Here is a 12,574-nt window from a genome sequence, read left to right as displayed (position 1 = left end):
TACAGCTCCTGAAAATAGTGCAGATGCGCGCATCAGCACTCGATAATGTTGACCGCCAAACCGCCACGGGCGGTTTCCTTGTATTTGCTTTTCATGTCGGCGCCGGTCTGGCGCATGGTGCGGATGACCTTGTCGAGGGAGACGAAGTGCTGACCGTCGCCACGCAGGGCCATGCGCACCGCATTGATGGCCTTGACCGAACCCATGGCGTTGCGCTCGATGCAAGGCACTTGCACCAGTCCGCCAATCGGGTCGCAGGTCAGGCCGAGGTTGTGTTCCATGCCGATTTCGGCCGCGTTTTCCACCTGCTGCACCGTACCGCCGAGCACTTCGCACAAGGCGCCGGCCGCCATGGAACAGGCAACGCCGACTTCACCCTGACAGCCGACTTCGGCGCCGGAGATCGAAGCGTTTTCCTTGTACAGAATGCCGATTGCAGCGGCCGTCAGTAGAAAACGCACCACGCCGTCTTCGTTGGCACCGGGGATGAAGCGCATGTAGTAATGCAGCACCGCCGGGATAATGCCGGCTGCACCATTGGTGGGCGCAGTGACCACGCGTCCGCCGTTGGCGTTTTCTTCATTGACCGCCAGGGCGTACAGGTTGACCCAGTCCAGTACCGACAGTGGATCGCGCAGCGACGATTCCGGGTTTTTGCACAGTTGCCGATGCAGCGCCGCCGCCCGCCGTTTGACCTTCAGCCCACCGGGCAGGATGCCTTCGTTGCGGCAACCGGCGGCGACGCAGTCTTGCATCACTTGCCAGATCTTCAGCAGTCCGGCGCGGGTTTCCGCTTCCGGGCGCCAGGCGCTTTCGTTGGTCAGCATCACCTGACTGATCGATAAACCGTAGGTGCTGCAGTGACCAAGCAAGTCCTTGGCGCTTTTGAACGGGAAGGTCAGCGGCGTGGCGTCTTCAACGATGCGGTCGGCGCCGGCCGCGTCTTCATCGACGACGAACCCGCCACCGACCGAGTAATACTCGCGGCTGCGCACTTGCAGGCCGGCTGCGTCGAACGCGCGAAAGATCATGCCGTTGGGGTGATAGGCCAACGGTTTACGAATCATTGCCAGGTGTTCTTTCTCGTTGAACGCGATGCTGTGTTCACCGAGCAGGTTCAAGCGACCGCTGCTGCGAATCTCTTGCAGGCGGGCGGTGACGGTTTCGGTGTCCACGGTGTCCGGGTGTTCGCCTTCCAGGCCCAGCAATACGGCCTTGTCACTGCCGTGGCCTTTGCCGGTGGCGCCGAGCGAGCCGTAGAGCTCGACTTTGACGCAGGTGGTTGCCGATAGCAGCCCTTCACGGCGCAGACCTTCGGCGAAGCGCGCAGCGGCACGCATCGGGCCGACGGTGTGGGAGCTGGAGGGGCCGATACCAATTTTGAACAGGTCGAACACGCTTAACGACATGGTTGTTCTCCGGTTTTCTTGTTATAGGCGTTAGATGAAACCGTAGGAGCGAGGCTTGCCCGCGAAGGCGTTGTATCAGCCACCATCAATGCTGAATATGAAATCGCCTTCGCGGGCAGCCTCGCTCCTACAGAGAGTGCGGTGTTCTTGAGGGGGGCGAGCAACTCGCCCCCTTTAGATCAAGCGTAGCTTTCGATCGACGGGCAGGCGCAGACCAGGTTGCGATCGCCAAACACGTTGTCGACGCGACCGACCGGTGGCCAGTACTTGGCTTCGATCAGCGACGCTACCGGGTAAACGGCTTGCTCGCGGCTGTACGGATGAGTCCACTCGCCGACGATCTCCGCAGCGGTGTGCGGGGCGTTTTTCAGCGGGTTGTCATCCTTGTCCAGCGTGCCGTTTTCCACCGCGCGGATTTCTTCGCGGATGCGGATCATGGCGTCGCAGAAGCGGTCCAGTTCTTCCTTGGATTCGCTCTCGGTCGGCTCGATCATCAACGTGCCGGCCACCGGGAACGACATGGTCGGGGCGTGGAAGCCGAAGTCGATCAGGCGCTTGGCCACGTCATCGACGCTGATGCCGCTGCTGTCTTTCAGCGGACGCAGGTCGAGGATGCATTCGTGCGCCACCAGACCGTTGCTGCCGGTGTACAGCACTGGATAGTGCTCTTCGAGGCGACGGGAAATGTAGTTGGCATTCAGGATCGCCAATTGCGAAGCGCGCTTGAGGCCGGCGCCACCCATCATACGAATGTACATCCAGGTGATCGGCAGAATGCTCGCGCTGCCGAACGGTGCCGCGCAGACCGCGCCTTCCTTGCGTTCCATCTGGGCGTGGCCCGGCAGGAACGGCGTCAGGTGCGACTTGACGCCAATCGGGCCGACGCCCGGGCCGCCACCGCCGTGTGGGATGCAGAAGGTTTTGTGCAGGTTCAGGTGCGATACGTCGCCGCCGAACTTGCCCGGTGCGCAGAGGCCGACCATGGCGTTCATGTTCGCGCCATCGATATACACCTGGCCGCCGTTGTCGTGAATGATGCCGCAGATTTCGCGGATGCCTTCTTCGAACACACCGTGGGTCGACGGGTAGGTGATCATCAGTGCGGCGAGGTGTTCGCGATGCTCGATGGCCTTGGCACGCAGGTCTTCGATGTCGACGTTGCCGCGGGCATCGCACGCGGTCACAACCACACGCATGCCGGCCATGTTGGCGGTGGCCGGGTTGGTGCCGTGGGCGGACGACGGGATCAGGCAGATGTCGCGACGGTCTTCGCCACGGCTCTGGTGGTAGGCACGGATCGCCAACAGACCGGCGTATTCACCCTGGGAACCGGCGTTCGGTTGCAGGGAGATCGAGTCGTAACCGGTGGCGGCGCAGAGCATCGCTTCCAGTTCATCGGTCAGTTGCTGATAGCCGGCGCTTTGCTCGGCCGGAGCGAACGGGTGCAGGGCACCGAATTCAGCCCAGGTCACCGGGATCATTTCGCTGGCGGCGTTGAGTTTCATGGTGCAGGAACCCAGCGGGATCATGGTGCGATCCAGGGCCAGGTCCTTGTCCGCCAGTTTGCGCAGGTAGCGCATCAGCTCGGTTTCGGAGTGATAACGGTTGAACACCGGGTGGCTGAGGATTGGCGATTGGCGAACCAGTGCGGCCGGGAGGGTGCTTTGGACCGAGGCGGCGAGGGCAGCGAAGTCCGGCAGGGCCTTGCCGTCGGCCAGCAGGCTCCACAGGGTTTCGACGTCAGCCTGGCTGCTGGTTTCGTCGAGGGACAGACCCAGACGCTCAGCATCGACCACGCGCAGGTTGATCTTCTGCGCATGAGCCTTGTCGTGCAGGGCCGCCGTTTGCGCGCCGGTTTTGATCGTCAAGGTGTCGAAGAAGCTGGCTTGCTCGACGCTCAGGCCCAGTGCACTCAAGCCTTTGGCGAGGATCGCGGTCAGGTGATGAATGCGATTGGCGATCTGCGTCAGGCCTTTCGGGCCGTGGTATACGGCGTACATGCTGGCGATGTTGGCCAACAGCACCTGGGCGGTGCAGATGTTGCTGGTGGCTTTCTCGCGACGGATGTGTTGCTCGCGGGTCTGCATGGCCAGGCGCAGGGCCGGCTTGCCGAAACGGTCCACGGAAACGCCGACCAGACGGCCCGGCATGTCGCGCTTGAACGCATCCTTGGTGGAGAAGTACGCCGCGTGCGGGCCACCGAAGCCCAGCGGAACACCGAAGCGTTGCGCGCTGCCGATGGCCACGTCGGCGCCGAACTCGCCCGGCGGGGTCAGCACGGTCAGGGCCAGCAGGTCAGCAGCGACCGCGACCAGCGCATTCGCCGCGTGGAAGCGCTCGGTCAGTTCGCGGTAGTCGAACACGTCACCGTTGCTGGCCGGGTATTGCAACAAGGCGCCGAAGAACGGCGTCACGTCGGTCAGTTCACGCTCGTCGCCCACCACAACGTCGATGCCCAAAGGCTCGGCACGGGTGCGCAAAACGTCGAGGGTTTGCGGGTGGCAATGAACGGAGGCGAAGAAGGCGTGGCTGCCTTTGTTCTTGCTCAGGCGTTTGCAGAAGGTCATCGCTTCGGCGGCAGCGGTGGCTTCGTCCAGCAGCGAGGCGTTGGCGATCGGCAGGCCGGTCAGGTCGCTGATCAGGGTCTGGAAGTTCAGCAGCGCTTCGAGACGACCCTGGGAAATTTCCGGTTGGTACGGGGTGTAGGCGGTGTACCAGGCCGGGTTTTCCAGCAGGTTGCGCAGGATTGGCGACGGCGTGTGAGTGCCGTAGTAGCCCTGACCGATGTAGGTCTTGAACAGCTGGTTTTTGCCGGCGATGGATTTGATCAACGCCAGGGCATCGGCTTCGCTCAGGCCGTCTTCGAGGCCGAGGACGCTGGTGCCTTTGATGCTGTCGGGAATGACGCTGGCGCTCAGGGCTTCCAGGGAGTCGAACCCGAGGCTGTTGAGCATGGCTTGCTCGTCGCCTGCACGCGGGCCGATGTGGCGGGTGATGAATTCGTTGGCGGTCGTCAGATTGACTTGAGTCATGTCGGCGCTCCTCAGGCTTGGGCAATCAGACGGTCGTAAGCGTCTTGATCCAGCAGTTGGCCGACAGCCGAGGCGTCGGTTGGCTTGAAGCGGAAGAACCAGCCTTCGCCCAGCGGATCTTCGTTGACCAGTTCAGGGCTGCTATCGAGGGCCGGGTTGGTCTCGACCACTTCTCCGTCCAGAGGCATGTACACGCCGCTGGCAGCTTTTACCGACTCCACGGTGGCGGCTTCTGCGCCTTTGTCGTAGGACTGCAGCTCAGGCAGTTGTACGAAAACCACGTCGCCCAGTGCGTTCTGTGCGAAAGCGGTGATGCCGACCGTAACGGTGCCGTCAGCTTCGGTGCGCAGCCATTCGTGATCTTCAGTAAAACGCAATTCGCTCATGGAAACTCCTAAGGGGGCCAGACTCGTCTGGTGGACGCGATGGAATGCAGGGGCAAAAACCCTGCTTTATAGGAGGTTACTAAGCAAAAAGGCGGCCAATGTTATTTTTATGTTTAAAAACAATAACTTATAAGTTTTCGTAAGCCGTTATATTTCTGCAGCTGTAGCGAAATCGCTACAGCCTGAAGCAAAGAAAAAAGCCTAGGTGGATCAAAGCCTTGCACAGCGCTGATCAGAAGAGGGTGTATCGATATCGTTCCACTGTAGCGCTTTCAGTACAGATGGAGGTCGCTTTCGGGCATGGTTTTGAAGGCGACATGATCGTTCCCACGCGCAGCAAAGGAATGCCTCAATGGACGCTTTGCGTCCGCTCTTGGAACGCGGAGCGTCCCAGGCTGCATTCCCACGCAGAGCGTGGGAACGATCACCGAGTAAGCCTCACGGCTTATTGGGAATCCCGTACTTGCGCAACCGATGGGCAATCGCGGTGTGGGAGGTTTGCAGGCGGCTGGCCAGTTGGCGGGTCGAGGGGTAGCTGACGTAGAGCTTTTCCAGCAGGTCCTTCTCGAACGCTTCCATGGCCTGTTCGAGGCTGTCGACCTCAATGTCGCTCTGGCGCGCCACAGAGGTGCCGGCGATGTCGAGGTCGCCGATGTCCACCAGGCTGCTTTCGCAAATCGCCGCGGCGCGGAAGATCACGTTCTGCAATTGCCGTACGTTGCCTGGCCAGCGATTGCCCAGCAGCGCCGGGTAAGTGCCGGGGGCCAGGCGACAGACCGGACGCTGGATCTGCGCGCAGGCCTGCTGCATGAAGTAACGCGCCAGCAGCAAAATGTCCTGGCCGCGCTCGCGCAGGGGCGGGACTTCGACATTCAGCACGTTGAGGCGATAGAACAGGTCTTCGCGGAAAGTGCCTTCGCTGACCATTTTTTCCAGGTCGCGATGGGTCGCGCTGAGGATCCGCACGTTGACCTTCACTTCGCGATCGCCGCCAACCCGGCGGAAGCTGCCGTCGTTGAGAAAGCGCAGCAGTTTCGCCTGCAAATACGGCGACATTTCACCGATCTCGTCGAGAAATACCGTGCCCTGGTTGGCCAGTTCCATCAGCCCCGGCTTGCCGCCCCGTTGCGCCCCGGTGAAAGCGCCGGGGGCGTAGCCGAACAGTTCGCTTTCGGCGAGGTTTTCCGGCAATGCCGCGCAGTTCAAGGCCAGGAACGGCGAACTGTGGCGGGCGCTGATGGCGTGGCAGGCGCGGGCCACCAGTTCTTTGCCGGTGCCGGTTTCACCCTGGATCAGCAACGGTGCATCGAGGGCTGCGACGCGCTGGGCGCGGGCCTTGAGCGTACGAATCGCCGGGGATTCGCCGAGCAGCGCATCGAAACCTTCAGCGTGATCGTGGTGCAGCGCCGAGAGGCGTTCACCGATGCGGTTCGGTTGATACAGGGTCAGCAGGGCGCCGGCGTCGGTGATCGGCGTGGCATCCAGCAGCAGGGTTTGACCGTTGACGGTGATCTCGCGCAGCGGCAGGCGGAAGCCGTTTTCCAGCAATGTGTCGAGCAGCACCGGGTCGGCAAACAGCTCGCTGATGCTTTCACCCGCCGGTTCGCGACCGTACAGGGCAATCAGTGCCGGGTTGGCCAGCAGCACCTTGCCGGCGCTGTCCAGGGCCAGCACCGGGTCGGTCATGGCGGCGAGTAGCGCATCGAGCTGCAAGTGACGGCGTTGGCCGGGAAGGATGTCGACCACCGTCACCGCTTGTACACCACGCACGTTGAACAGCGCATCGCGCAGCTCTTCGAGCACGGCCGGGCTCAAGGTCGGGGCGTCGATGTAGACGTTGGGCGGCACCATTTCCACCGCATCCAGATTGAGATTGCGCCCACCGAGCAGAGCCAGGACTTCCTGGGTGATACCGACGCGGTCGATGAAACTGACGTGGATGCGCATGGGGCGGTTTGGTTCTGGAGTGCGGAGGGTGGCAAGTATGCCTTGGGGCGGGCCAATGGTGAAATCCTGTACAGGACTTCATGACAACGATGATCTCCTGTGGGAGCGGGCAAGCCCCGCTCCCACAGGTTCAGCGTTCACCGTTTTATCCCAGGTGTTCAGGTTTGACCGGGTCGCCGGATTTGACGTCGAGTTGGGCCCGCACGTCTTCAAACATTTCGTCGTAGTACTTGTGCATGGCGCCGATGTTGGCGGTCTTGGGCATGCCGTACTTTTGCGCGATGCGCGTGGCGTGGCGGGCAAAGTCGAAGGCCTGGTCCTTGGGCAGATAAAACTCTTCATTATTCAGCTCCTTGCCCTCGACCGAACCACGCAGCTTGAAGAGCATGCCTTGGCCTTCCTTGGGATCCTGAGCAATTTTGTATTCAATGTGCAGGTTGTAGCTGTAATCGTCCTTGTTCAGCGCATGGCGCTCGATGTGCAGGTGTCCGGGTTCGAACGTAGCCATTGGCGTCTCTCCTTCAAAGGCATTGAATCAGGGCAGACCTCACGCCTGCCCCCCTGCGTTTCTTTCTACTCGTTTCTTTCTATTGATAACTGATGCCAGGCGTCGCTGTGCTGATACGGGTGCCGGCCTTGCCCTGGATGATCGCTTCGATGTCCGAGAGTGAACCGATTACCGCGACTTTCCCAGTATGGCGGGCGAACTCGCAGGCCGCCTGGACCTTTGGTCCCATGGAGCCGGCGGCGAAGCCGAGTTTGTCCATTTCATCGGGGTGAGCCTGGGCGATGGCTTTCTGGGTGGGCTTGCCGAAATCGATAAAGGCCGCATTGACGTCAGTGGCGATCACCAACAGATCGCTTTCCAACTGTTCGGCCAGCAGTGCCGAGCACAGGTCTTTATCGATCACCGCTTCCACACCCTGCAGTTTGCCGTTGGCGTCGTAGATCGTCGGGATGCCGCCACCACCGGCGCAGATCACGATGCTGCCTTTTTCCAGCAGCCACTTGATCGGGCGGATTTCGAAGATACGTTTGGGTTTCGGGCTGGCGACCACGCGCCGGAACTTGTCGCCGTCCGGGGCGATGGCCCAGCCTTTCTCGGCGGCGAGTTTCTCGGCGTCGGCCTTGGAATAAACCGGGCCGATCGGTTTGCTGGGGGCCTGGAACGCCGGGTCGTTGGGGTCGACTTCGACCTGGGTCAGCAGGGTGGCGAACGGCACTTCGAAGTCCAGCAGGTTGCCCAGTTCCTGTTCGATGATGTAGCCGATCATGCCGTCGGTTTCGGCGCCGAGTACGTCCAGCGGGTAAGGCGAAACCTGGCTGTAGGCCGCCGCTTGCAGCGACAACAGGCCGATCTGCGGACCATTGCCGTGGGCAATCACCAGTTGGTTGCCGGGATGAATCTTGGCGATCTGTTCGGTGGCGATCCGGATGTTCGCGCGCTGGTTGTCCGCGGTCATGGGCTCACCCCGGCGGAGCAGGGCGTTACCGCCCAGAGCAATGACGATACGCATAGTGCAGTCCTTCTAAATAGGGGCGGGCAATCTGATCTCCCTGATGATCGTGCCCACGCTCTGCGTGGGAACGATCATGAGCAAGTGTTCAGCCGTCAGATATCCGCCAGCGCCGACACCAGAATAGCCTTGATGGTGTGCATACGGTTTTCCGCTTGCTCGAAGGCGATGTTGGCCGGCGATTCGAAGACTTCTTCAGTCACTTCGACGCCGTTGGCCAGGTGCGGATAGCGTGCGGCGATGTCCTTGCCGACCTTGGTTTCGCTGTTGTGGAACGCCGGCAGGCAATGCATGAACTTCACGCGCGGGTTGCCCGAGGCCTTCATCATGTCGGCGTTGACCTGATACGGGAGCAGTTGCTCGATGCGCTCGTCCCACGCTTCCACCGGCTCACCCATCGACACCCAGATGTCAGTGTGGATGAAGTCCACGCCCTTGACCGCGGCTTTCGGGTCTTCGGTGATGGTGATGCGCGCACCGCTCTCTTCGGCGAAGGCTTTGCACTGATCGATGAAGTCCTGATGCGGCCACAGCGCTTTCGGTGCGGCGATGCGCACGTCCATGCCGAGTTTGGCGCCGATCATCAGCAACGAATTACCCATGTTGTAGCGCGCATCGCCCAGGTAGGCGTAGCTGATGTCGTGCAGCGGTTTGTCGCTGTGTTCGCGCATGGTCAGGGTGTCGGCGATCATTTGCGTCGGGTGGAATTCAGCGGTCAGGCCGTTGAATACCGGTACGCCGGCGAACTTGGCCAGCTCTTCGACGATTTCCTGTTCGAAGCCACGGTACTCGATGGCGTCGAACATCCGCCCCAGCACGCGGGCGGTGTCCTTCATGCTTTCCTTGTGGCCGATCTGCGACGACACCGGGTCGATGTAGGTGACGTGGGCGCCCTGGTCATGGGCCGCGACTTCGAAGGCGCACCGGGTGCGGGTCGAGGTTTTTTCGAAGATCAGCGCGATGTTCTTGCCTTGCAGGTGCGGACGCTCGGTGCCGGTGTATTTGGCGCGCTTGAGGTCGCGGGACAGGTCCAGCAGGTAGTGCAGCTCGCGAGTGGTGTGGTGCATCAGCGAGAGCAGGCTGCGGTTGCGCATGTTGAAAGCCATGATTGGATCTCCTTGGGTTTCGGTTATCCCCTCGGCCGTGCTGGATAAGCATCGGCCAAGGCTCGAAAGTTAATAATCGATAGGGTCGCGAATGATCGGGCAGGTCATGCAGTGGCCACCGCCACGCCCGCGCCCGAGCTCACTGGCGCTGATGGTGATGACCTCGACGCCGGCCTTGCGCAGCAGGGTGTTGGTGTAGGTGTTGCGGTCGTAGCCGATGACCACGCCTGGCTCCACCGCCACCACGTTGTTGCCGTCGTCCCATTGCTCGCGTTCGGCGGCAAAGGCGTTACCGCCGGTTTCGACAACGCGCAGCGCCTTGAGGTTGAGGGCCTTGGCCACGGTGTCGAGGAAGCTGGTTTCTTCACGGCGCACGTCGATGCCGCCCGGTTTGCTTTCATCGGGGCGCAGGCTGAAGGCGACGATCTGCTTCACCACTTCCGGGAAAATCGTCACCAGGTCGCGGTCGCAGAAGCTGAACACGGTGTCCAGGTGCATCGCCGCGCGGGATTTCGGCAGGCCGGCGACGATGACTCGTTCCACGGCTTTGTTCTTGAACAGGTTGACCGCCAATTGGCCGATGGCCTGGCGGGACGAGCGCTCGCCCATGCCGATCAATACCACGCCGTTGCCGATCGGCATCACGTCACCGCCCTCAAGGGTAGCGTTGCCGTGGTCCTGGTCGGGGTCGCCGTACCAGATCTGGAAGTCGGCGTTGGTGAACTGCGGGTGGAATTTGTAGATGGCGGTGGCCAGCAAGGTTTCCTGACGACGCGCCGGCCAGTACATCGGGTTCAGGGTCACGCCGCCATAGATCCAGCAGGTGGTGTCGCGGGTGAACTGGGTGTTGGGCAGCGGCGGCAGAATGAAGCTGGAATGACCGAGGAAGTCGCGGAACATCTGAATGGTCTTGCCACCGAAACTGTCCGGCAGGTCATCGGCGGAAACCCCGCCGATGAGGAATTCGGCGATCTTGCGTGGCTCCAGGCTACGTAGCCAGGCCCCCACTTCATGGACCAGGCCGAGACCGACCGAATTGGCGGTGATCTTGCGTTCCAGAATCCAGTCCAGCGCTTCAGGCATCGCGACGATGTCCGTCAGCAGGTTGTGCATTTCCAGCACGTCGACACCACGCTCGCGCATTTTGGTGACGAAGTCGAAGTGGTCGCGTTTGGCTTGGGCGACCCACAGCACATCATCGAACAGCAGTTCGTCGCAGTTGTTCGGGGTCAGCCGCTGGTGGGCCAGGCCGGGGGAGCAAACCATGACTTTGCGCAGTTTGCCGGCTTCGGAATGGACGCCGTACTTAACTTTTTCCGTGGTCATTACCGTGTTCCTCCAGATGAAAACAATCAGGTGCTGCTTTTCATTACAGTGCTAAAGGGTCAGAAAACCGGCATACAGCCCATAGGCCGCCACCAGGGCGCCTACGACGACGGCGGCGAAAATCAGCTTCTCGACGTTAGTGAAAACCGGTTTGTCGACTTCAAGTTTGGCCTTGGCGAACAGGATCGCGCCGGGGGCATACAGCAGGGCGGAGAGCAGCAGGTATTTGACGCCGCCGGCGTACAGCAGCCAGATCGCGTAGATCAGTGCGATGCCACCGATGACCAGGTCTTTGCTGCGCTCGGCCGCAGCGTTTTCATAGCTCTCGCCGCGCACTGCCAGCAGCAGGGCATAGGCCGCCGACCACAGATAGGGCACCAGGATCATCGAGGTAGCGAGGTAGATCAGCGACAGGTAAGTGCTGGCCGAAAACAGTGTGATGATCAGAAACAGCTGCACCATCGCGTTGGTCAGCCACAGCGCGTTGGCCGGTACAAGGTTGGCGTTTTCACGGCGCAAAAACGCCGGCATGGTGTGGTCCTTGGCGGCAGCGAACATGATCTCCGCGCACAGCAACACCCATGACAGCAACGCCCCGAGCAAGGAAATGATCAGGCCGACGCTGATCAGCACCGCGCCCCAATGACCGACGACATGTTCCAGCACCGCGGCCATCGACGGGTTCTGCAGTTTCGCCAACGCAGGTTGGGTCATGATCCCCAGAGACAACACGTTCACCAGCATCAGGAACAACAGCACGGTGATGAAGCCGATGACGGTGGCTTTACCCACGTCGCTGCGTACTTCGGCACGGGCCGAGAAGATGCTCGCGCCTTCGATGCCGATGAACACCCACACGGTGACCAGCATCATGTTGCGCACCTGGTTCATCACACTGCCCAGGTCTGGGTTTTTGATGCCCCAGATGTCGGCGGTGAAGATCTCCAGTTTGAACGCGAACAAGGCGATCAACACGAACAGCAGCAGCGGTACGACCTTGGCGACGGTGGTCACCAGGTTGATGAAAGCCGCTTCCTTGATTCCCCGTAACACCAGAAAGTGCACCGCCCAAAGCAGCAGCGAGGCGCCGATGACGGCAGCAACGGTGTTGCCTTCGCCGAAGATCGGAAAGAAATAACCGAGGGTGCTGAACAACAGAACGAAGTAACCCACATTGCCCAGCCAGGCACTGATCCAGTATCCCCAGGCCGACGAGAAACCCATGTAGTCGCCGAAACCGGCCTTGGCGTAGGCATAAACACCGCCATCCAGCTCAGGCTTGCGATTGGCCAGGGTCTGGAAGACGAAAGCGAGGGTCAACATGCCCACTGCGGTGATTACCCAACCAATAAGAACAGCACCGACATCAGCACTGGCGGCCATGTTCTGGGGCAAAGAGAAGATTCCGCCACCAATCATTGACCCGACCACTAAAGCAACGAGCGCACCGAGTTTCAGTTTTCCGGGGGATTCAGACATCGCATGACTCCAGTGCAGGAGAAGAGAGACAACAGAGTAGTTCTGCTGGCTGTTCAATCAGCTGACATAGATCAGTGCATGGGCACATTCCATTGTTAATGAAAGACTTATGTATCTTTCTCGGACATAGCGGTATTACCGGGGAAGCCCTGTTCAGAGGGGGCAAGTCAGGTGGGCGTAAGCGGTATTGCTTGGGCTTTGAAATTAGTGTGTTTCTGCGGTTTCGCCAATTTTCTGATAACTGTTTATATGACAGATTTGATTTATCAGGTGCGCGGTACTGGAATTAATGAATAATCGTTATTTCGTTTTATCTGTTTAGTTAAAAATAACTACGTGACAGTGTTTGCAGTGACTGTTCTGGCCTCATCG

At 60.5% G+C, this 12,574-nt stretch carries 9 protein-coding genes; all 9 read right to left on the bottom strand.

The features are described from left to right. Positions 1 to 32: 32 nt before the first annotated feature. Positions 33 to 1,409 (bottom strand): L-serine ammonia-lyase, encoded by a 1,377-nt coding sequence (locus ACEN8R_RS17935; protein WP_018926488.1) that lies wholly within the window; start codon positions 1,407 to 1,409, stop codon positions 33 to 35. Between the two features lie 179 nt (positions 1,410 to 1,588). Further along, complete coding sequence (gene gcvP / locus ACEN8R_RS17930) at positions 1,589 to 4,441, bottom strand: aminomethyl-transferring glycine dehydrogenase (RefSeq protein WP_086944501.1); 2,853 nt, start codon at positions 4,439 to 4,441, stop codon at positions 1,589 to 1,591. 11 nt (positions 4,442 to 4,452) lie between these two features. Then, positions 4,453 to 4,827, bottom strand: a complete 375-nt coding sequence (gene gcvH, locus ACEN8R_RS17925) for a glycine cleavage system protein GcvH (protein ID WP_018926486.1) — start codon at positions 4,825 to 4,827, stop codon at positions 4,453 to 4,455. Between the two features lie 438 nt (positions 4,828 to 5,265). Continuing rightward, positions 5,266 to 6,774 carry a transcriptional regulator GcsR gene (gcsR, locus tag ACEN8R_RS17920; protein WP_111454759.1) on the bottom strand — a complete coding sequence of 503 codons (1,509 nt, stop codon included), beginning with the start codon at positions 6,772 to 6,774 and terminating at the stop codon, positions 5,266 to 5,268. Between the two features lie 145 nt (positions 6,775 to 6,919). Continuing rightward, positions 6,920 to 7,282 carry a DUF5064 family protein gene (locus tag ACEN8R_RS17915; protein WP_019651449.1) on the bottom strand — a complete coding sequence of 121 codons (363 nt, stop codon included), beginning with the start codon at positions 7,280 to 7,282 and terminating at the stop codon, positions 6,920 to 6,922. Positions 7,283 to 7,361: 79 nt separating this feature from the next. Beyond that, the gene (arcC, locus tag ACEN8R_RS17910; protein ID WP_018926482.1) at positions 7,362 to 8,291 is read right to left on the bottom strand and encodes a carbamate kinase; all 930 of its coding nucleotides are present in this window, start codon (positions 8,289 to 8,291) and stop codon (positions 7,362 to 7,364) included. A 95-nt stretch (positions 8,292 to 8,386) separates the two neighbouring features. Beyond that, a complete protein-coding gene (locus ACEN8R_RS17905) occupies positions 8,387 to 9,397 on the bottom strand; it encodes an ornithine carbamoyltransferase (RefSeq protein WP_018926481.1) in 1,011 nt (336 codons plus the stop codon). Between the two features lie 69 nt (positions 9,398 to 9,466). Then, positions 9,467 to 10,723 carry an arginine deiminase gene (arcA, locus tag ACEN8R_RS17900; protein ID WP_018926480.1) on the bottom strand — a complete coding sequence of 419 codons (1,257 nt, stop codon included), beginning with the start codon at positions 10,721 to 10,723 and terminating at the stop codon, positions 9,467 to 9,469. Positions 10,724 to 10,774: 51 nt separating this feature from the next. After that, the gene (arcD, locus tag ACEN8R_RS17895; RefSeq protein WP_111454762.1) at positions 10,775 to 12,202 is read right to left on the bottom strand and encodes an arginine-ornithine antiporter; all 1,428 of its coding nucleotides are present in this window, start codon (positions 12,200 to 12,202) and stop codon (positions 10,775 to 10,777) included. Positions 12,203 to 12,574: the final 372 nt, after the last annotated feature.

Source organism: Pseudomonas sp. Pseusp15, assembly GCF_059492165.1.
This window is presented reverse-complemented; position numbering and strand designations above follow the sequence as displayed.

Excerpts from the sequence above, each read along its gene's own strand:
- ACEN8R_RS17935 (WP_018926488.1), bottom strand. The coding sequence starts at position 1,409 with ATGTCGTTAAGCGTGTTCGACCTGTTCAAAATTGGTATCGGCCCCTCC.
- arcD (WP_111454762.1), bottom strand. The coding sequence starts at position 12,202 with ATGTCTGAATCCCCCGGAAAACTGAAACTCGGTGCGCTCGTTGCTTTA.
- gcvP (WP_086944501.1), bottom strand. The coding sequence starts at position 4,441 with ATGACTCAAGTCAATCTGACGACCGCCAACGAATTCATCACCCGCCAC.
- ACEN8R_RS17905 (WP_018926481.1), bottom strand. The coding sequence starts at position 9,397 with ATGGCTTTCAACATGCGCAACCGCAGCCTGCTCTCGCTGATGCACCAC.
- gcsR (WP_111454759.1), bottom strand. The coding sequence starts at position 6,774 with ATGCGCATCCACGTCAGTTTCATCGACCGCGTCGGTATCACCCAGGAA.
- arcC (WP_018926482.1), bottom strand. The coding sequence starts at position 8,291 with ATGCGTATCGTCATTGCTCTGGGCGGTAACGCCCTGCTCCGCCGGGGT.
- ACEN8R_RS17915 (WP_019651449.1), bottom strand. The coding sequence starts at position 7,282 with ATGGCTACGTTCGAACCCGGACACCTGCACATCGAGCGCCATGCGCTG.
- arcA (WP_018926480.1), bottom strand. The coding sequence starts at position 10,723 with ATGACCACGGAAAAAGTTAAGTACGGCGTCCATTCCGAAGCCGGCAAA.
- gcvH (WP_018926486.1), bottom strand. The coding sequence starts at position 4,827 with ATGAGCGAATTGCGTTTTACTGAAGATCACGAATGGCTGCGCACCGAA.